At 68.3% G+C, this 18,814-nt stretch carries 19 protein-coding genes and 1 tRNA gene; 6 read left to right on the forward strand and 14 right to left on the reverse strand.

Features of this window, described 5'->3' with window-relative positions:
• Positions 1–66 precede the first annotated feature (66 nt).
• Together CRP45_RS18740 and CRP45_RS18745 are read right to left on the reverse strand one after the other, a co-directional pair.
• The gene (locus CRP45_RS18740) at positions 67–525 is read right to left on the reverse strand and encodes an RrF2 family transcriptional regulator (protein ID WP_067789731.1); all 459 of its coding nucleotides are present in this window, start codon (positions 523–525) and stop codon (positions 67–69) included.
• A 36-nt stretch (positions 526–561) separates the two neighbouring features.
• Positions 562–1,155 (reverse strand): TetR/AcrR family transcriptional regulator, encoded by a 594-nt coding sequence (locus CRP45_RS18745; RefSeq protein WP_067789728.1) that lies wholly within the window; start codon positions 1,153–1,155, stop codon positions 562–564.
• A gap of 203 nt (positions 1,156–1,358) precedes the next feature.
• On the opposite strand from CRP45_RS18745, the gene CRP45_RS18750 reads away from it, so the two are divergent.
• Positions 1,359–3,659, forward strand: coding sequence for an MMPL family transporter (locus tag CRP45_RS18750; RefSeq protein ID WP_097246197.1), 2,301 nt, complete (start codon positions 1,359–1,361; stop codon positions 3,657–3,659).
• Positions 3,660–3,883: 224 nt separating this feature from the next.
• The gene (locus CRP45_RS18755) at positions 3,884–6,181 is read left to right on the forward strand and encodes an MMPL family transporter (RefSeq protein WP_097246198.1); all 2,298 of its coding nucleotides are present in this window, start codon (positions 3,884–3,886) and stop codon (positions 6,179–6,181) included.
• 83 nt (positions 6,182–6,264) lie between these two features.
• Here CRP45_RS18755 and CRP45_RS18760 read toward each other — a convergent pair whose 3' ends face one another.
• Positions 6,265–6,510 (reverse strand): hypothetical protein, encoded by a 246-nt coding sequence (locus CRP45_RS18760; protein ID WP_245910227.1) that lies wholly within the window; start codon positions 6,508–6,510, stop codon positions 6,265–6,267.
• A 178-nt stretch (positions 6,511–6,688) separates the two neighbouring features.
• Between CRP45_RS18760 and CRP45_RS18765 the strand changes: the two genes are divergently transcribed.
• Positions 6,689–7,720: an EamA family transporter gene (locus tag CRP45_RS18765; protein ID WP_179830924.1), complete on the forward strand. Its 1,032-nt coding sequence runs from the start codon at positions 6,689–6,691 to the stop codon at positions 7,718–7,720.
• Positions 7,721–7,778: 58 nt separating this feature from the next.
• On the opposite strand, the gene CRP45_RS18770 is transcribed toward CRP45_RS18765, so the two are convergent.
• The gene (locus CRP45_RS18770; RefSeq protein WP_097246200.1) at positions 7,779–8,753 is read right to left on the reverse strand and encodes a GlxA family transcriptional regulator; all 975 of its coding nucleotides are present in this window, start codon (positions 8,751–8,753) and stop codon (positions 7,779–7,781) included.
• A 104-nt stretch (positions 8,754–8,857) separates the two neighbouring features.
• On the opposite strand from CRP45_RS18770, the gene CRP45_RS18775 reads away from it, so the two are divergent.
• Positions 8,858–9,814 (forward strand): NADP-dependent oxidoreductase, encoded by a 957-nt coding sequence (locus tag CRP45_RS18775; protein ID WP_308209498.1) that lies wholly within the window; start codon positions 8,858–8,860, stop codon positions 9,812–9,814.
• A 129-nt stretch (positions 9,815–9,943) separates the two neighbouring features.
• Here the strand turns inward: CRP45_RS18775 and CRP45_RS18780 are convergent, their stop codons facing one another.
• Positions 9,944–10,144 (reverse strand): hypothetical protein, encoded by a 201-nt coding sequence (locus CRP45_RS18780; RefSeq protein WP_067789709.1) that lies wholly within the window; start codon positions 10,142–10,144, stop codon positions 9,944–9,946.
• Between the two features lie 141 nt (positions 10,145–10,285).
• Positions 10,286–10,549: an NAD(P)-binding domain-containing protein gene (locus CRP45_RS18785; protein ID WP_342747028.1), complete on the reverse strand. Its 264-nt coding sequence runs from the start codon at positions 10,547–10,549 to the stop codon at positions 10,286–10,288.
• Positions 10,550–10,640: 91 nt separating this feature from the next.
• Here CRP45_RS18785 and CRP45_RS18790 point away from each other — a divergent pair, with 91 nt between their 5' ends.
• Positions 10,641–11,006, forward strand: a complete 366-nt coding sequence (locus tag CRP45_RS18790; protein ID WP_097246202.1) for a winged helix-turn-helix transcriptional regulator — start codon at positions 10,641–10,643, stop codon at positions 11,004–11,006.
• A 193-nt stretch (positions 11,007–11,199) separates the two neighbouring features.
• On the opposite strand, the gene CRP45_RS18795 is transcribed toward CRP45_RS18790, so the two are convergent.
• From CRP45_RS18795 to CRP45_RS18815, 5 genes are all read right to left on the reverse strand, one after another.
• On the reverse strand, positions 11,200–11,640 hold the full coding sequence (locus CRP45_RS18795) for a hypothetical protein (RefSeq protein WP_097246203.1): 441 nt from the start codon (positions 11,638–11,640) through the stop codon (positions 11,200–11,202).
• On the reverse strand, positions 11,637–11,894 hold the full coding sequence (locus tag CRP45_RS18800; RefSeq protein ID WP_143861482.1) for a hypothetical protein: 258 nt from the start codon (positions 11,892–11,894) through the stop codon (positions 11,637–11,639). Before CRP45_RS18800 ends, CRP45_RS18795 begins: the two co-directional genes overlap by 4 nt.
• A gap of 146 nt (positions 11,895–12,040) precedes the next feature.
• A tRNA-Ser gene (locus tag CRP45_RS18805) sits at positions 12,041–12,131 on the reverse strand.
• A 65-nt stretch (positions 12,132–12,196) separates the two neighbouring features.
• Positions 12,197–12,673 carry a nucleoside deaminase gene (locus CRP45_RS18810; RefSeq protein ID WP_067789688.1) on the reverse strand — a complete coding sequence of 159 codons (477 nt, stop codon included), beginning with the start codon at positions 12,671–12,673 and terminating at the stop codon, positions 12,197–12,199.
• Positions 12,674–12,814: 141 nt separating this feature from the next.
• On the reverse strand, positions 12,815–13,354 hold the full coding sequence (locus CRP45_RS18815; protein WP_067789685.1) for a tRNA adenosine deaminase-associated protein: 540 nt from the start codon (positions 13,352–13,354) through the stop codon (positions 12,815–12,817).
• Between the two features lie 58 nt (positions 13,355–13,412).
• Between CRP45_RS18815 and CRP45_RS18820 the strand changes: the two genes are divergently transcribed.
• A complete protein-coding gene (locus tag CRP45_RS18820) occupies positions 13,413–14,366 on the forward strand; it encodes a prephenate dehydrogenase (protein ID WP_245910228.1) in 954 nt (317 codons plus the stop codon).
• 88 nt (positions 14,367–14,454) lie between these two features.
• On the opposite strand, the gene CRP45_RS18825 is transcribed toward CRP45_RS18820, so the two are convergent.
• The 3 genes from CRP45_RS18825 to CRP45_RS18835 are packed head-to-tail and all read right to left on the reverse strand — an operon-like array spanning position 14,455 to position 18,779.
• Positions 14,455–15,060, reverse strand: a complete 606-nt coding sequence (locus CRP45_RS18825) for a putative glycolipid-binding domain-containing protein (protein ID WP_084483296.1) — start codon at positions 15,058–15,060, stop codon at positions 14,455–14,457.
• A gap of 36 nt (positions 15,061–15,096) precedes the next feature.
• Positions 15,097–17,010, reverse strand: coding sequence for an ABC transporter ATP-binding protein (locus tag CRP45_RS18830; protein WP_245910229.1), 1,914 nt, complete (start codon positions 17,008–17,010; stop codon positions 15,097–15,099).
• Positions 17,007–18,779 (reverse strand): ABC transporter ATP-binding protein, encoded by a 1,773-nt coding sequence (locus CRP45_RS18835; RefSeq protein WP_097246626.1) that lies wholly within the window; start codon positions 18,777–18,779, stop codon positions 17,007–17,009. The genes CRP45_RS18830 and CRP45_RS18835 overlap by 4 nt, the downstream gene beginning before the upstream one ends.
• Positions 18,780–18,814: the final 35 nt, after the last annotated feature.

Genomic DNA, 18,814 nt, shown 5'->3' on the forward strand with positions numbered 1-18,814 from the left:
TGCTTCGCAGGCTACCGGCAATCGCGGACACCCGTCGTGGCGTTTTCCTCTAGGCGGAACCGCAGCTCAGCGCCGCTCCCAGGCGCCGGGGTCGCCGGTGAGCGCATCGACGAACTCGGGCAACCGGTCGGCGACGATGTCGGCGACGGTCACGTTCTCCAGCACCGCGCGGATGTTCACACGCAACGCGATCCACACCGACTGCAAGGGCTCGGCCGCGCCCGGATACTTCACGTCCTCGGGGCGCTGCCCGCGCACCGAGGCGAGCGGGCCCTCGATCGCGCGGATCACGTCGGCGATGGAGATCTCGGCCGCGGGCCTGGCCAGCGAGTATCCGCCGTCCGGCCCACGCCTGCTGACGACAAGCTCGGCGCGGCGCAGCTCGCCGAGCACGGTCTCGAGCACCTTGGGCGGAATGCGTTGCGCGGCCGCGATGGAGTCGGCCTTGATCTTGGCGTCCGGCGTTGCCCGGGCGATCTCCAGCAGGGTTCGCACCGCGTAATCGACCTTCGCGGTGATGTGCACGGCTACTCCCAGGCGTGTTCGACGACGCGCACGAATCTACGCGGTGCCGCAGGCGGTCAACACGCAGGTGGCCGAGTCGAGGAGCGTGGTCTCCAGCAACGAGTCCTCCGCGCCGGGCACCAGCTCCTTCGAAATCAGCGCGACCCCGAGCACCTCGAGCGCCGCGCAGGCCCGCACCCGCGCCTCGTCGGTGGGATTCGGACCGGCCAGCCAGTCGCGCAGCACCCGATTCGAGTCCATCAGGTCCGGATATCGGTCGGCCATCGCGTTGACGATCGCCACCGCGTCGCGCACGCACAGCGCCCCCGCGTCGCGGTGCCGGATGAGCCCGCGCAGGTGCGCACGCAACACCGCGCGCACACCCTCGGCGTTGTACGGAACGGCGTCGATGTCCTCCACGACCGAACGTAGGTGGTCGATGATCGGATCGATGATGGCCAATAGCAGATCGAGCTTCGAGGGGTAGTGATAGTACAGCGAAGCCTTTGTGATTCCTACCGCATCCGCGACCTCACGAAGGCTCGTCTGCTCGAATCCCTTGGCGGCGAATAGCTTCACAGCGGCGTCGCGGATCGCGATCTTAGTGCCGCTACCTGCGATAACGCTGTCGGGTGCGTCGGGGCCGGCCATTGGATGATCCTCTCGTCAATTCTGCGCGGGGCTAACGTTGCCACCAAAATTGAGGTTGTACCTCCACTTACTCGCTCGGTAGTCTACCTACCGCACGGTAGGCAGAAAGCGAAAGTGGAGGCGGGGACAGGCAGGGCGCCCCGCGAGAGTGCTGTCTACGCGCCATGATCCAGCACGTACCAGTCATCGCTAGGAGTACCCGCGTGTCCGTTTACCTCTATAGATTCGGAAAGTTCGCTTTCCGCCGGAAATGGATAGTGCTTCCGGTCTGGCTTGTCCTCTTCGTGCTCCTGGGTGGTCTGGGCGCGCAGCTCAGCAAACCGATGAGCAACGACTTCAGCATGCCCGAGCTGCCCTCGGCACGGGCCAACGACATTCTCGACAAGCACTTCCCCGGTGCGTCCGAGGCTTTCAAGTTCGACGCCGTCACCGGAACTTACGTCATCGGCGCGCCCGAAGGGCAGAAGCTGACCGATCCCGCGAACCGTGCGGCGGTCGAGGCGTTCATCGCCAAGCTCAACCAGCTCGACATCGTCGACCACGAGAAGCCGATCGTGAACCCGATCGACGCCGCGGAGAAGATGGGCTGCCTGGCGAACCCGGATCCGTCGCAGTGCAGTGGCGCCCCGCTGAACGTGCTCAGCAAGGACGACCCGAACTCCGTCGCGTTCATGAGCGTGCCGTTCAGCATCGCGAAGTTCACCGACGTCACCGACGAGAACCGCAAGGCGGCCTACGACGTCGGCGCCGACGCGCGCAACTCCGGCCTCGTCGTCGAGGTGAGCGGTTCCATCGCCCAGACCCAGGAGCAGCCGAGCGGTACCGCCGAGCTGATCGGCATGGGCGTCGCGCTCGTCGTGATGATCGTGGCCTTCGGCGCCATCGTCGCGGCCTTCGTGCCGATCGTCACCGCGATCATCGGCCTCGGCGCTGCCACCTCGGTCATCCTGTTGGGCACCTCGTTCATCGAGGTCCCGAGCTTCACCACGTTCCTCGCCTCGATGATCGGCATCGCGCTGTCCATCGACTACGCGCTGTTCATCGTCTCGCGCTACAAGCACGAACTCGCCGTGCAGGATTCGCCGGAAGAGGCGGCGGGCACCGCGCTCGGCACCGCCGGTTCCGCTGTGGTGTTCGCCGGTCTGACCGTGATCATCGCGCTGGCCGGCCTGAGCATCGTCGGCGTCGAGTTCCTGACCTTCATGGGTCTCGGCGGCGCGATCGCGGCGGCGTTCGCGGTGATCACCGCGACCACGCTGATGCCCGCGCTGCTCGGCGCGTTCGGCCGATTCCTGTTCAAGCCGAAGCTGCCGCTGGTCGCCAAGCACGACCCGGAGGACGACTCCGTTGTCACCAACGGCATGCGTTTCGGCCGCCTGATCGGCAAGGCCCCGTGGGCCGCGCTCGTGCTGTCCATCGTGGCGCTCGGTGCGCTCGCCGCCCCGGCCGCCGGTCTGAACCTGGGGCTGCCCGGCGAGGACAGCATGCCCAAGACCTCGACCGTGCGTAAGGCCTACGAGCTGCGCACCGAGGGCTTCGGCGAGGGCAGCAACGGCGTGCTCAACGTCGCGGTCGATCTGAGCAACGTCGCGCCCGAACAGCGTGACGAGGCCGTCAACGCGCTGCGCGAGAAGCTCGCGTCCTACGACAACATGGACTACGTCACCGAGCCGCAGTTCAGCGGCGAGGACAAGGCGGGCGCGCTGCTCGACGGCGTGCCGAAGTCGGGCCCGAACAACCAGGACACCAAGGACCTGGTGCGCGACGCCCGCGACGCGGAAGGCGAACTCAAGGCGCAGTACGGCATGGAGTACGGCATCACCGGCACCACCGCCATCTACGCCGATGTCGACCACGTGCTGCTCAGCAAGATCGCGCCCTACCTCGCCATCGTGGCGGGCGCCGCGTTCATCCTGCTGATCCTGGTGTTCCGCTCGATCCTGGTGCCGCTGACCGCGGCGCTCGGCTTCCTGCTCTCCATGGCCGCGACCTTCGGCGCGACCGTGCTGATCTTCCAGGAGGGCAAGCTCGGCCTGATCGACGACCCGCAGCCGATCGTCAGCTTCATGCCGATCATGCTCATCGGCCTCGTCTTCGGTCTCGCCATGGACTACCAGGTCTTCCTGGTGACCCGCATGCGCGAGGAGTACGTGCACGGCAAGTCGCCGAAGGAAGCGGTGGTGGCCGGTTACCACCACGGCGCCCGCGTGGTGACCTCCGCCGCGATCATCATGATCTCGGTGTTCGCCTCCTTCATCCTGGAGTCGGACGTGACCGCGAAGTCCTTCGGTTTCGCGCTGGCGGCGGGCGTGCTGTTCGACGCCTTCATCGTCCGCATGGTGCTGATCCCGTCGCTGCTGGTGATCATGGGCAAGTGGTCCTGGTGGATGCCGAAGTGGCTGGACCGGATCGTGCCTGACATCGACGTCGAGGGCACCAAGCTGCGCGATCTGCAGCAGAAGTCCGTCGAGCTGAAGAAGAAGGAACCGGTCGCCGTGAGCTGATCGGATTCCGCCGAACCGACCGTCGGCCCCGCACCATGGTGCGGGGCCGACGGCGTTTTTTCTTGAACTCGAGTCCAGTACGCAGCAGACTCGGGGTGTTCGACTCTTTGCTCGGTAGACCGCCTGCGCATCGGTGCGCGGCGGAGGTAGTTCGCGAGCGCGGGGCGGGTGAGCCGCGTGTTCGTTCCAGAACCGGCTCGATCCGAAAACCGCGAGGAGAACCTGTGTCCGTGTATCTGTACCGGTGGGGGAAGTTCGCCTTTCGCCGCAAGTGGATAGTCCTGCCGGTCTGGCTCGTCCTCTTCATGCTGCTCGGCGCGCTGGGCGCCCAGCTGAAAGAGCCGATGACCGACGACTTCAGCCTGCCGAACCTGCCGTCGGAGCGGGCCACGGAGATCCTCGACGAACACTTTCCCGGAATGTCGGCGGCGTTCGAATTCGACGCGGTGACCGGCACCTACGTGATCGGTGCGCCGGAAGGGCAGAAGCTCACCGATCCGGCCAATCACCAGGCGATCGAGGCGCTGATCAGCAGACTCGACCAACTCGGCATCGTCGATCACGGCAAGCCGCTGGTAGACCCGATCGCGGCGGCCGAGCAGATGGGCTGCCTGGTGCCGGAGCCGAATGTCTCCACGTGTAGCGGCGCCCCGCTGAACGTGCTGAACAAGACCGCGCCCGACACCGTCGCGGTGCTCAGCGTGCCGTTCACCATCAAAGAGTTCGCCGACATCACCCCGGAGAACCGGGCCGCCGCCTACGACGTCGCCGACGACGCCCGCGCTGCCGGGCTGACGGTCGAACTGAGCGGAACCATCGCGATCGAGCAGCAGGCGCCGAGCGGCAAGTCGGAGATGATCGGCATGGGGGTCGCGCTGATCGTCATGGTGGTGGCCTTCGGCGCCATCGTCGCCGCCTTCGTGCCGATCGTCACCGCGATCGTCGGCCTCGGCGCGGCCACCTCGCTGATCTTCCTCGGCACCTCGGTGCTGTCCATCCCGAGCTTCACCACCTTCCTCGCCTCGATGATCGGCATCGCGCTGTCCATCGACTACGCCCTGTTCATCGTGTCCAGATACAAACACGAACTGGCCGTGCAGGATTCGGCCGAGGAAGCCGCTGGGACCGCGTTGGGCACGGCGGGTTCGGCGGTGGTGTTCGCCGGGCTGACCGTGATCATCGCGCTGGTCGGCCTGAGCATCGTCGGCGTTCGATTCCTGACCTTCATGGGTCTGGGCGGCGCGGTCGCGGCGGCCTTCGCGGTGCTCGTCGCGCTGACGCTGATGCCGGCACTGCTCGGCGCGCTCGGCCGGTTCCTGTTCAAACCCGAGCTGCCGCTCATCGCCAAGCACGACCCGGAAGACGACACCGTCGTCACCAACGGCATGCGCGTCGCCCGGCTGATCGGCCGCATCCCGGTCGTCACGCTGGTGCTCAGCATCGTGGTGCTCGGCCTGCTCGCCGCACCGGCCGCGGGCCTGAACCTCGGCCTGCCCGGCGAGGACAGCATGCCCAAGACATCCACCGTGCGTAAGGCATACGAGCTGCGCACCGAAGGGTTCGGCGAGGGCAGCAACGGCGTGCTCAACGTCGCGGTCGACCTCACCGACGTGCCGCAGGAGCGCCGGACCGAGGCGCTGACCGCGCTGCGCGACAAGCTGATGTCCTACTCCGACATGGACTACGTCACCGAGCCGACGCTGAGCCGGGACGGCAACGGCGCGCTGCTCGACGGCGTGCCGAAGGCGGGACCGAACAACCAGGACACCAAAGACCTGGTGCGCGACGCACGGGAAGCCGAGGCGGGACTGAACTCCGAGTACGGCATCCAGTACGGCATCACCGGCACGACCGCCATCTACGCCGACATCGACCACGTGCTGCTCAGCAAGATCGTTCCGTACATGGCGATCGTCGCGGGGGCGGCGTTCGTCCTGCTGATCCTGGTCTTCCGCTCGATACTCGTGCCGCTGACCGGCGCGCTCGGGTTCCTGCTCTCCATGGCCGCGACCTTCGGCGCGACCGTGCTGATCTTCCAGGAGGGCAAGCTCGGGCTGATCGACGATCCGCACCCGATCGTCAGCTTCCTGCCCATCATGCTGATCGGCCTGGTGTTCGGTTTGGCGATGGACTACCAGGTCTTCCTTGTGACGCGCATGCGCGAGGAATACGTGCACGGCGCCTCGCCCAAAGAGGCCATGGTCAACGGCTACCACCACGGCGCCCGCGTGGTCACCGCGGCGGCGATCATCATGATCTCGGTGTTCGGTTCGTTCCTGCTGGAATCCGACCCGACCGCCAAATCCATGGGTTTCGCGCTGGCCGCCGGCGTGCTGCTCGACGCGTTCCTGGTCCGGATGGTGCTGATCCCCTCGCTGCTGGTTCTCATGGGCGAGTGGGCGTGGTGGATGCCGAAGTGGTTGGACCGGATCGTGCCCGATATCGACGTGGAGGGCGCGCGGCTGCACGCGCTGCGGGCCGAATCGGCCGCGGCGCGGGAAGCGGTCGCCGTCCGCGATTGACGGTCGCCCGGTCGAAGCGGCTCCGCACCCGTTCGGGTGTGGAGCCGTTCCGGTGATAGCCGACCACCCGGATCGCTACCGAGTTACTCGCTCGGCCGCGGCATGACGCAGTTCGACACTTTGGGGTTCAGTCCCAGGTAATTCAGTGGGCCGGAGATCGCGGTGAGCGCGATCGTGCCGAATCCGGCGCAATTGATGGGTCCGCTGTTGAAGTACTGACGCTGACCTGCGGCGATCATGCCGATGGCCAACCACACCAGGAGCAGCAGACTGAACCACCGCATCCCGGATTCGCGCGCAGCCCGCCCGTGAGTCACTCGCTCGCGCATAGTCATCGCTTCCTTCCACAATCGCGCCGACTGGCGTAACGGGGGAGATACCCCCATGCCCACCGGTTACTCCCAGTGCGCTCGACCACAATTCGGCCGACATTTCGCCACCGGGGAAGACTTGCGCGGCAACCGGACAGTCAATTTACTTTTACTTTGGGTACCTAGTTTTCGGCTCGTGGTCGTCACTTCGGTCGAAATACCGCCGCGTACCTTTCCCCCACTTCCCACTCGGAGCCCCGTCGATCGGGTGCCCGCTCCGCTGCTCGTGCTCGGTGCGATGGTGTCCATTCAGCTCGGCGCGGCCGTTGCCAAACAACTCTTCGCGCTCGCTGGCGCGGACGTGGTCGCCTGCCTGCGCATCGTCGTCGCCGGTGCGCTGGGTCTGCTCATCTGGCGGCCCGTTTTCCGGGTCGACCGGCGCGCGCTTCCCGGTATCGCCGGGCTCGGAATCGCCATCGCCGCAATGAATCTCAGCTTCTACGCGGCGATCGAGCGGATACCGCTCGGCGTCGCGGTCACCATCGAATTCCTCGGGCCGCTCACCGTCGCCCTGCTCGGATCGCGCAGGCTGCGCGACGCGCTGTGGGCTTTGACGGCGGGCGCTGGCGTGCTGCTGCTCATGGATTCCGGCGGTCCGATGTCGTGGACCGGCGTGCTCTTCGCCCTGCTCGCCGGCGCGGGATGGGGCGCGTACATCGCGTGCGGCGCCGTGGTCGGCAGGCACACCGCCGGACACGACGGACTCGCGCTCGCCATGGCGTTCGGCGGTGCGCTGGCGCTGCCTTTCCTTGTGACGCAAGGTGGTTCGGCTCTGCTCGATCCGATGCTGCTGGCTGGGATCGCGGTAGTCGCGGTGTGCTCGTCGCTGGTGCCACACGCCATCGAGCTGACCGCGCTGCGACAGATCGAGGCGTCGGTGTTCGGGGTGTGGATGAGTTTGCAGCCCGCGGTCGCCGCGGTGGCGGGGATGGTGCTGCTCGGTGAAGGTCTGCGCGGGGCGCAGTGGGGTGGGGTCGCGATGGTGGTTGTCGCGGCGGCTGGCTCGGCTTGGTTCGCGGCCGATTCGGGCCGTCGCGCGCAGGACGAGATGGCGCGGCGAGGCCGAACCGACGCGTTGTCCGCCGACGCGGAACCACTGAAAACGCGCGCGGGTGCGACGAGCGAGGCGATCCGCCTGGAGCGGGCCGCGCCGGAGCTCGTGCACTGACCGAAGGCGGTCCCGGCGGTCACCAAGGCCACCGGGGCCGCGATTCCGTCGCGACCGGTCAGGCCGTACGCCGAAAGGTGCGGCGGTAGGTGTTCGGAGAGGTGCCGAGAACCGAACGCATGTGCTGGCGAAGCGAATTGGCGGTACCGAAACCGGCGCGGTGGGCGACGAGATCAATGCTGAGGTCACTGTTCTCCAGCAGGTCGCGGGCCCGTTCCAGACGCTGAGCGAGCAACCAGCGACCTGGCGTCGAGCCCACCTCGTCACGGAAACGGCGGGTGAAGGTGCGCACACTCATGCGAGCGTGTGCCGCCATCTCCTCCAGCGAGACCTGCTTGTCGAGCCGATCGAGCAGCCACGCGCGGGTGGCGGCGGTGGAGGTCATCATCGGCTCGGGCACTGGACGTTCGATGAACTGCGCTTGGCCGCCGTCACGCCAGGGCGGGACGACGCAGCGGCGGGCGACCTGGTTCGCGATAGCGGTGCCGTGATCGCGGCGCACCAGGTGAAGGCATAGATCGATGCCCGCGCCTACGCCCGCCGAGGTGAGCACATCACCGTTGTCCACGAAAAGCACATCCTCGTCGAGGCGCACCCGGGGGTAGGCGCGGCGGAACTCCTCGGTCCGCATCCAGTGCGTGGTCGCCGGTCGGCCGTCGAGGACGCCCGCGGCGGCGAGCACATAGCTGCCGGTGCAGATGGAGACCAGCCTGGCCCCCGGTCCGATCCGTGCGAACGCCTCGGCGAGGCGCGGCGGAAGCGGGCCGCCGACGTGCAGGTCACCGAGGGCGCACGTGGGCGGGATGAGCACCGTGTCGGCCTTTTCGAGCGCTTCGGGTCCGTGCTCGACGGCCAACATGGTGCCCGCGTCGGAGCGGATCGGCGCACCGTCGACCGAGCAGACGATCACCTCGTAGAGCGGGCGCCCCTTGGCATCGAATGCCTGACCGAATACCCGAGCGGGCATGCCCAATTCGAACAGCGGTACCTCGTCGAGGGCGAGCACCACGACGCGGTGCGGTCGAGCGGTCATGGCCAGATCCTGTCACATATTGTCCGTCCGGCCAGCACCGCGGACGGGGATCGGACGGCAATCTGGTCTCCGCTCACCGAACGAGCAGACCGAAAGGACCGCAAATGCCAACGATGCTCGCTGTCACCGCCCGCGAGTGGGGCGCGCCCGAGGTGCTCACCCCGATCGAGATCGAGCGTCCCGAACCGGGCCTGACCGAGATCCTGGTGCGAGTGCACGCCGCCGGGGTCAACCCGGTCGATTGGAAGACACGGGCCAGTGGCGCCTTTGTCACCTGGGGCGAAGTGCCGATCGTCGGCTGGGACGTCTCGGGAACCGTCGAGGCCGTCGGGCCCGGCGTCACCCTGTTCCAACCCGGCGACGAGGTTTTCGGCATGCCCGCCTTCCCACGCCAGGCCGGGGCGTACGCGGAATTCGTCGTCGCGCCCACGCGTCAGTTCACGCGCAAGCCGGGCAACATCTCCCACATCGAGGCGGCCGCCCTGCCGCTGGCCGCCCTGACCGCGTGGCAGGCACTGATCGACACCGCCGAACTGCGTGCGGGGCAACGGGTTCTGATCCACGGCGCGGCGGGCGGCGTCGGACACCTCGCGGTCCAGATCGCCAAGGCGCACGGCGCCTACGTCATCGGCACGGCGCGCGCGGACAAGCACGAGTTCTTGCGTGCGATCGGCGCGGACGAGGTAATCGACTACACCGCCGTCGATTTCGCCGCGGTGGCGGGTGAGGTCGATATCGTGCTCGACAGCGTCGGCGGGGATTACGGTGTGCGCTCGCTTCCGGTGCTGCGGCGCGGCGGCCGCCTGGTGACGCTGGCCGGACCGGATGGCCTGCCCGATCCAGCGGATGCGGACTCGCGGGGTGTCCGTGCCGACTGGCCGGTGGTCGAACCGGATTCGGCGGGTCTGACCGCCATCGCCGAGCTCGTCGCTGCGGGCAAGCTGCGACCCGAAATCGACAGGGTGCTGCCGCTCACCGATGCCGCGAAGGCGCACGCCTACGGCGAGACGGGACGCACGCGCGGCAAGATCGTGCTCCAAGTCGTCGCGCCGAGCCAGTAGCGTCTGCCCGCGGTCGCGGCGTCGGCCGGGCCGCACGTGTAGGCACCGGCGCTGGAACGAGACCGGCCCCGGCGGTCGCGGTGACCACCGGGGCAGGGACTCCGTCGCCCGACGCGTTATCCGCGCCGATTACGGACTTGGTTCCGGCACATTGCAATCCGCGATCTTCGGGTTCACGCCCATGTAGTTGAGCGGGCCCGCGATCACGGTGACCGCAATGGTGCCGAATCCGGCACAGTTCACCGGACCGCTGTCGAAGTAGTCCCGCTGCGCCGCGGCGACCACACCGATCAACAGCCAGATCAGGACAATCACACTTCCGATTCTCATGTAACTCTCGCGCATCGTTCCCACGCGGACGGCTCGGCGGCGCATTAGGCGTCACATCCCTTCCCGCTTCCATCTGCTCGGCGTATACCCCGAATTCGCCGTTTCACCGCCCGAACCGGACAATTTGCGCGCACCTGAGCGCTACCACACACCTCGCATACGCTTCACACACCCGACACCTGTGTGAGGCGTATGCGAGGTGTGTGGCGACGGCGCGTTGAACGCCGCGTCGACCTCGGCGACAGCCTCGCGTACCGTGGTCGCCCGCACTCCAAGGCGGGTTGCCAGCATCCGAGCCTTGTCCTGTGAGCGCCCGGCCACCGTGACGTCGTGCCCCGCTCGCGCCCACCGACCGCCCAACGCCGCGGCCATCGCGCCCGTCCCGAGAATCCCGATCCGCATCATGTCTCCCTTGTCGTATCCACTCGGACGACGGCTACGGTAGGAAAACCGATACACACCGATCGGTGCGCGACAGACAGGTGATCATCGCGGGATGGGCGATTACCAGGACCACTGCGAGCAGCTCGTCGCCGATTGCCGACTACGCGCGGCCACCGACTTGTTCACCCACACCTGGGACCCGGTCGTCCTCGCCGCACTCCACAACGGCCCCCGCCGCCGCAGCGAACTACGCACTGCCATAGGCGGAATCAGCGACAAGGCCCTCACCGAAGCGCTGCACCGCCTCCTCGGCCACGGACTGATCGAACGCCACCGCTTCGCCCAGGCCCCGCCGCGCGTCGAATACGGCTTGACCATCCTGGGCACGAGCCTTGTCGACGGCCCGATCGAATCCATGGCCGAATGGATCCGCCACCACGGCGACACCCTCCTCGCCGCCTCGGAGCCTGACACCTGAAAGCCCTTACCTGAGAGAGTGATTCGAACTCAGTGCGCCGGAGTCGACACCGTCGATCGCGCGGTGCCGCCGGATGCCTCAGCAGCGGCGGTGTTCTCGGCAGCGGTGAATGCGGCGGCCTCGGCGCGGTCGGCGTCGGTGACACCGAGTCATGCCCGCACTCGAACCGGATAAGGACTCGGCGAGACGGGCCTCAGAGGTCGTCGGGTTCCTCGGCAAGGTGCGCGACCTCCAGCCATGGCAGCTCGGATCGGTAGGGCGCCCACCGCTGCGGCTCGACGGTCAATACGGCCAGGCCGAGGTGGGCCGCGACGGCGGCGGTGTGGGCAGCGGAGGCATCGGCGACGGAGGGGCGGTCCTCGGTGAGGTCACCGAGCACCACCGACACCGCGCCGATCTCGATGATGTCGCCGAGGCCGGATAGTTCGATGTTCTCGACGTTTTCCACGACACCGGCCCATTCGGCGAGTCGCTCGTTGGTATGACCGGACTGGGCGACCGCCATGGCGACGGCGGGGACAGCGATCTGCATCGGCTGCGCGGCGAGGTTCGACAACAGCAGGGTCACCGTGTCGCTGCCGTCGAGGTACGCGCGGATCACCGTGTCATCGAGGACATACCCCAGGTTGATCACGGGCGACTCGCCCGCGCCTTGGCTTCGGCGACGAGGCGTTCGGTGAGCCGGTCGGCGGTTGCCACGGCCCGCGCGTTGCTCCTCGCGGCGGCCATCCGTGACTCGTAGGCGAGGCGATTGACCGTTCGGCGTTGCTCGTGCTCGGCGATCAACCGGGCCACGGTGTCACCGAGCGTGGACCCTTTCGGCGTGAGTCGTTGCAGGTCAGCGTGCACGCTTCGAGATGTGGTGATGGTCGTCGGCTTCTCGGTCATGAAAAAACCATAGCCGCCATAGCTATGACATGGAAGCGCCGACGGCGCGTCGAGGCGGGTGTCCGTTCGCGAACAGTCGGCGAGAGTTCGGTGCGAGTGCCGATGAAATAGAAAGCCCCTCACCTGCGTGAACAAGTGAGGGGCTTTGGCGGTGGCGGAGGGATTTGAACCCTCGGAGGGGGGTTACCCCTCACACGCTTTCGAGGCGTGCTCCTTAGGCCGCTCGGACACGCCACCGCCGACTAGGTTACCCGACCGGGTGCGGATCGCTAAATCGCCTGGAGAGGCGGGGTGCGGGGCCGTCAGCGCTGGGTGCGGAAGAAGTCGTCGAGGAGGGCGGCGCATTCCGGTTCGAGGACGCCGCCGCGGACCTGCGGGCGGTGGTTGAGGCGGCGGTCGCGGACGACGTCCCACAGGGAGCCGACGGCGCCGGTCTTCGGTTCCCACGCGCCGAAAACGAGGCGGCCGACGCGCGCGAGGACGAGCGCGCCCGCGCACATCGTGCACGGCTCGAGGGTGACGGCCAGGGTCGCGCCTTCCAGTCGCCAGCCGTCGCCGTGCACCGCTGCGGCCTGGCGCAGCGCGAGTACCTCGGCGTGCGCGGTCGGATCGCCGAGGGCCTCCCTGGCGTTGGCGGCGCGGGCCAGCTCCCGTCCGGACGCGTCGAAGACCACCGCGCCGACGGGCACGTCGCGCGGATCGGCGGCCGCGGCCGCGTCGATCGCGGCGCGCATCATCGCGACGTCGGACACCAGCGGGTTCTCGGGCAGAACGCTCATGCCCGCCCCTGACAGACGCTCGGCTTTCCCGAGGCAATCAGGCACATGACTCGCTCGCTCATGCCGCAGCCTCGCCAGCCCCCTGCTCCGGCACGCGAGGCGAGTCGGCACATGATCTGCACATTCATGCGCGCACCGCGATCACCGCGGCAACTTGTCCAGCACCGCCGAGAGTTCGTTGGCGAAGCCAAGCCGCTGGGCGATCATGCCGAGCTGCTCGTCCGGGTACAGGTCGGTCTCGGCGAGGATCACGCTCAGCACCGGCTCCGGCAGACCGAGATCGGCGAGCACCGCGAGATCGCCTTCTTCCCACGGTTCGATGTCGTCGAGTTCGTCGGGATCGATATCGGGGATTTCGATATTCAAGGCCTCGAGCACATCGGCGGCGATGTCGTAATCGATCGCGGCGGTGGCGTCCGAGACCAGCAGCCTGGTGCCGCTCGGCGCGGGGCGCAGCACGATGAAGAACTCGTCGTCGATGTCAAGCAGCCCGAAGACCGCCCCGGAGCTGCGCAATGCCTTCAGCTCGTTTTCCGCGACGGACAAATCGGTGAGCGCCGCCTGGCTCAACGGACTACACCGCCATTTGCCTTCTTCGCGGACAACCGCCACTGCGAACCCTTCCACGTCGTCGTAATCTTCCGACGCCGCCCTGTTCGTGCCCGAGCGCTGTGCTGCCATGGCCGCAACGGTAGTCGGCTCGAGCTCAAATGTTGAAGTCGTATGCGAATCTGTTCCGGTGACTCGCGACCAGAAAGCACCGGTGTGTGTCCTCGGGACGGGCTTGATCGGCGGTTCCCTGCTGCGCGCCGCCGCGGCGGCGGGTTATCCGGTATTCGGCTACAACAGATCGCGGGCCGGGGTGACGGCCGCGCGGGCCGACGGTTTCGACGTCGACGACGACCTGCCCGGCGTGCTCGGCCGGGCCGCGATCGATGACGCGCTGATCGTGATCGCGGTGCCGATGCCCGCCGTCGACCACATCCTCGCCTCGGTGGCCACCTTCGCGCCCGACTGCGTGCTCACCGACGTGGTGAGCGTCAAAGCGCCGGTCGCGGAGGCAGTGCGCAAACACGGTCTGGCCGCCCGCTACGTCGGCGGGCATCCGATGGCCGGCACGTCCGAATCCGGTTGGGGGGCCACCGATCCCGAATTGTTCCGCGACGCGGTGTGGGCGGTCGGCGTCGATCCGGGCACGCACGCGGACCCGTGGCGGCGGGTGGCAAGGCTCGCGCTGGACTGCGGGTCGGTGGTGGTTCCGGTGGTCGCCGAGGAACACGATCGGGCCGTCGCCCGGATCTCACATCTGCCGCATGTGCTCGCGGAGGCGCTGGCCATCGCGGGCACGGGCGGCGGGCCGCTCGCGCTCGGCCTGGCCGCGGGCTCGTTCCGCGACGGCACCCGGGTGGCGGGGACCGCGCCGGAGCTGGTGCGCGCGATTTGCGAACCGAACGCCGACGCCCTGCTCGCCGTGCTCGACGAAACGCTGACGGTGCTCGGCGCGGCCCGCGACACCCTGGCCGAGGACGGTTCGCTCGCCGACCTGACCCGCGCGGGCCACGACGCACGGAACGACTACGAGACCGCGCGACGCTGGGAGATCACCGACGTCCACCCCGGCGACCACGACTGGCTGGAGCGCCTGCGCGAGGCGGGCCGGCGCGGCGGCGTGCTCACGACGGTGAACCCATAACCCACCCCACACCCGGAAATTCTCCGGACGACGGTGACATTCAGTCCGTCTGACGGCGTGCGGGTCACCTTCGGTCGGGGCGCGCGGTTCAGATGCGTTCGGCCAGCCCCGGGTAGTCCAGCAGGAAGCCGTCCTCGTCGACGGTGACCGTCGCGCTGGAGACCGGCGAGAGCACGCTGATCCCGTCGGCGCCCGCGCTGTAGATCAGGCTGGCCTCCTGTACGAGCAGATCGGGCAGGCGCACGTACACCACCGGCACCTCGAGATCGTCGACCGCGTGCTGGAGACCGTAGCGGCGGATCGGCAGGGTGTTGAAGAACGGGCTGAGCACCACGTCCACGTCCAGCGCGCCCGCGAAGGTGGAGCGGACGTGGCTGCCGCCCGCGTCCACGAGCCAGTAGTTCTCCTCGTCCCTGGCGATCGAGGCGTGCCGCTCCCCCGCCGAGGTGGTCGTGCGCAGCGAGAGCCGTTTCGTTGCGCCGTTCTCGTCGGTGACCAGGTCGTAGGACGCGCTGAAGGCGGGGTGGTCCTCGCACGCGCCGCCGATCATGCGACCGGCGGCGCGGATGCGATTGCCGTTCAGCGTCACGCGCACCGATTCCATGCGCGTCGCGTTGTGCGCGCGCCACGTCAGAATCGCCGGCCACCGAGGTGCCGCCGGTTTGCTGTCGGGGGCGGGGGCTGGATTGGTCACGTATCTACCGTAAGCGAAAAAGGCCGCCTTACCGCATCACACGAGTGACTCGCGCCACGCGGCGTGCAGTCCGGCGAACCGGCCCGCGCCTTCGATCAGTTCCGCGGGCGCGCCGTCCTCGACGATCCGGCCGTGCTCGAGCACCAGCACGCGGTCCGCGATCGCCACCGTGGACAGCCGGTGCGCGATGATCACGGCGGTCCGGTCGCGCAAGACCGTCTCCAGCGCCCGCTGCACCAGCCGTTCACTGGGGATGTCCAGGCTCGACGTGGCCTCGTCGAGGACGATGACCGCCGGATCGGCGAGGAAGACCCGCGCGAACGCGACCAACTGCCGCTGACCAGCGGAGAGCCTGCCGCCGCGCTTGCGAACGTCGGTGTCGAAACCCTCGGGCAGTTTCACCACGAAGTCGTACAACCCGACCGCGCGGGCCGCGGCGTGCACCTCGGCGTCGGTGGCGTCCGGTCTGCCGAGCCGGATGTTGTCGGCCACCGAACCGGAGAACAGGTACGACTCCTGGGTGACCATCACGACATTGCGCCGCAGGTCCGCGTCGGCGATGCGGCGCAGGTCGATCCCGTCCAGCGTGACCGTGCCGCCGGACGGGTCGTAGAACCTGGTCAGCAGCTTGGCCAGGGTCGACTTGCCCGCACCCGTCGCGCCGACCAGCGCGACGACCTGCCCCGCCGGAATCTCCAGCGAGAACTCGGGCAGCACCGGCCCGCGCCCGGCCGACGTCTCCTCGTCGAGCGCCTCCGGACCCGGCGCGGAGTCGTAGCCGAACCACACCGCGTCCATCCGGACCGCGCCCGCGGCCTTACCGATCGGTACCGGATCCTTCGGTTCCGGCACCGAGGGCTCCTCCTCCAGAACGCCGGAGATCTTCTCCAGCGCCGCTGCGGCGGACTGGTAGGAGTTGAACACCTGGGCGAGTTCGTCCAGCGGACCGTAGAACTCGTTGAGGTACAGCAGATAGGCCGCGAGCACGCCGACGGCGAGGTTGCCCTCGATCACCTGCCACGCGCCGACCACGATGACGATCACCGTGGTGAGGTTGCCGAGCAGCCGGGTGAGCCCGGCGTAGTCGCCCATGCCGCGCATGGCGGCGGTGGTCGCGGTCCGGTACTCCACGTCCTCGACGGCAAGCACCGCCTCGTTGCGCTGCTCGCGGCGGAAGGCCTGCACCGCGCGCATGCCGCCCATGGACTCGACGAACTGCACGACGACCTTGGCGATCGCGCCGCGGGTGCGACGGTAGCCCGCGCGCTGCCTGCGCTGCGCCCACCTGGTGACCAGCGCGAGCGGCACGAAACCGACGAGCACGATCGCCGCAAGCGTCTGGTCGAGGTAGACGAGCAGCACCGCGATGGTGACCACCGAGAGGATCGCGCTCAGCGCCTGGTTCAGCGCGCTCTCCAGCAGTTCCTGGAGGGTTTCGATATCGCCGGTGAGCCGGGCGACCGCCTTGCCCGAGGTGTACTTCTCGTGGAAGCTCACGCTCAGCCGCTGCATGTGCTCGAACAGTCGCACCCGCAGGTCGAACAGCACGCTTTGGCTGAGTCTGCCCGAGACCCGCAAGAAAGTGAAGGTGGTGAGCACACTGATGCCGAGCACGCCGAGGTAGCCACCGACCGTGAAGGTCAGCGGCGTCCAATTGCCTTTGGCCCCTTCGGCAATGCCGGTGTCCAGCCCGTAGGCGATGAACAGCGGCGCCGACACGGTGGCCGCGTTGTCGACCACGATCAGCACCAGCGCGAGCACCGCGAGCCTGCGGTACGGGCGAACCAGGTCGAGCAGCAGCCGCCGGGACCGCCCGGCCAGCACGAGGTTTCCGGTCTCGGTGACCTCTTTGTCCTCGCTTGCGATACCGCGCCAGTCGGCGACCTCGTCGCGCGCGGCCGAATCCGGCTCGCTCGCGGCGTCTTTCGGCACCGTCTCGGTCGCGTTCACGAGACGCCTCCCATCAGTTCGCGATAACGGGCACTGGTGCGCAGCAGATGATCGTGGCTGCCCTCGGCGACGATGCGGCCCTCGGCCAGCAGCGCGACCCGATCGGCCAGCGCCGCGGTGGAGGGCCGGTGTGCGACGAGCAGCGTTGTCGCGCCCGCCAGCACGGTGCGCAGCCGCTCTTGCACGCGCTCCTCGGTCTCGACGTCCAATGCCGACAGCGGGTCGTCGAGCACCATGATCCTGGCGCGGTCGTCGGCGCCGTCGCGGCCGAGCACCGCGCGGGCCAGGGCCAGCCGTTGCCGCTGGCCGCCGGACAGGCTCAGGCCCTGCTCGCCGATCCTGGTGTCGAGGCCCCACGGCAGTTTGTCCACGAAGTCCGTGGCCTGCGCGATGTCGAGCGCGCGGCGCACGTCCGCGTCGGTGGCCTCCGGATCGCCGAGCGCGACGTTCTCGCGCACGCTCGCCGAGAACAGCACCGGGTCCTCGAACGCCACCGTCACCAGCGAGCGCAGGTCCGCGACCCGCATCGCCGCGATATCGATGCCGTCGATGGTAATCGCGCCGCCGGTCACGTCGTAGAGCCGCGGAATCAAGTTGAGCAGAGCGGTCTTTCCGCTGCCCGTCGCGCCGACCAGCGCCACGGTTTCGCCGGGCCGTACGGTCAACGAGACGCCGCGCAGCACTTCGCGTTCCGCGTCCGGTGTCGCGTCCGCACCCTCGTCTTCCCCGCGCGGGAAAGCGAAACGCACGTTGTCCAAGGTCAATTCGCCCGCGACGCGCTCGGGCAACCGCACCGGATCGGCGGGATCGGTGATGTCGATCGGGGTGTCGATGATCTCCCAGTAGCGGTCGGCCGCCGTGCGCGCGTCGTTCAGTTCGGCGAGCAGAAAGCCGGTCCAGATGATCGGCCACTGCAGGAAGGTCGCCAGCGTGATGGCCGCGACGAGGGTACCGAGCGTCATCGTGCCGTGCGCCACCGCGTAACCGCCGTAGCCGAGCGCGAAGGCGATGGCGAGCTGGGGCATGCCCATCATGGCCGACCAGAGCTTGGCGTCGAGGCGCACCTTCAGCAGTTCGGTCTGCTGCAACTCGCGCGACTGGGCCGTGAATCGCGAACCGAAGAACAGACCGCGGCCGAACGCCTTGAGGACGCGCACGCCCTGCACGGATTCCTCCGCGGTGGTCGCCAGATCACCGGACTGGTCCTGCGAGCGCCGCGAGGCCACCGCGTAGCGCCGCTCGAAGTTGGTCGCGATGAACACGAGCGGAATCGCGATGAGGCCGAAGATCAGGCCGACGCGCCAGCTCAGCGCGCACAGCACGAGCAGGCCGACCGGGATCACCACGATGTGGATCACCAGGAACGGCCCGGCGAACGCGACGAACCGGCGCATGGTGGCCAGGTCGTCGACGGCGCGCGAGAGCAGCTGACCCGACTCCCAGGCGTCGTGACGGCCGATCGCCAGCGCTTGCAGCTTGCGGAAGATCTTGGCGCGCAAGGTGATCTCGAACGCCGTCGCGGGTTTGGAGACCAGCCAGCGCCGACCCCAGATGCCGAACGCCTCGAGCAGGCCGAGCAGCAGCACCAACAACACCGGCACGACCGCACCGCCGAGATCGCGGTGCGCGATGGGACCGTCGATGATGCGCGCGATCAGCAGCGGGATGACGACGGCGGTCAGCGTCGCGAGCACCGCCAGCGCGGTCGCCCCGATCAGGGCGGCCCGGTGCGGGCGCAGGTATGGCGCGAAGCGCCGCAGGGAATGCATGCGGCCCGGCGTCGGCGCGGCGGGCCGCTCGGGTC

The organism is Nocardia amikacinitolerans (assembly GCF_900215415.1).
Lineage (GTDB): Bacteria > Actinomycetota > Actinomycetes > Mycobacteriales > Mycobacteriaceae > Nocardia > Nocardia amikacinitolerans.

Excerpts from the sequence above, each read along its gene's own strand:
- CRP45_RS18800 (WP_143861482.1), bottom strand. The coding sequence starts at position 11,894 with ATGACCGAGAAGCCGACGACCATCACCACATCTCGAAGCGTGCACGCT.
- CRP45_RS18770 (WP_097246200.1), bottom strand. The coding sequence starts at position 8,753 with ATGACCGCTCGACCGCACCGCGTCGTGGTGCTCGCCCTCGACGAGGTA.
- CRP45_RS18745 (WP_067789728.1), bottom strand. The coding sequence starts at position 1,155 with ATGGCCGGCCCCGACGCACCCGACAGCGTTATCGCAGGTAGCGGCACT.
- CRP45_RS18775 (WP_308209498.1), top strand. The coding sequence starts at position 8,858 with ATGCCAACGATGCTCGCTGTCACCGCCCGCGAGTGGGGCGCGCCCGAG.
- CRP45_RS18815 (WP_067789685.1), bottom strand. The coding sequence starts at position 13,354 with ATGGCAGCACAGCGCTCGGGCACGAACAGGGCGGCGTCGGAAGATTAC.
- CRP45_RS18835 (WP_097246626.1), bottom strand. The coding sequence starts at position 18,779 with ATGCATTCCCTGCGGCGCTTCGCGCCATACCTGCGCCCGCACCGGGCC.
- CRP45_RS18760 (WP_245910227.1), bottom strand. The coding sequence starts at position 6,510 with ATGCGCGAGCGAGTGACTCACGGGCGGGCTGCGCGCGAATCCGGGATG.
- CRP45_RS18810 (WP_067789688.1), bottom strand. The coding sequence starts at position 12,673 with ATGAGCGTTCTGCCCGAGAACCCGCTGGTGTCCGACGTCGCGATGATG.
- CRP45_RS18780 (WP_067789709.1), bottom strand. The coding sequence starts at position 10,144 with ATGAGAATCGGAAGTGTGATTGTCCTGATCTGGCTGTTGATCGGTGTG.
- CRP45_RS18785 (WP_342747028.1), bottom strand. The coding sequence starts at position 10,549 with ATGATGCGGATCGGGATTCTCGGGACGGGCGCGATGGCCGCGGCGTTG.
- CRP45_RS18790 (WP_097246202.1), top strand. The coding sequence starts at position 10,641 with ATGGGCGATTACCAGGACCACTGCGAGCAGCTCGTCGCCGATTGCCGA.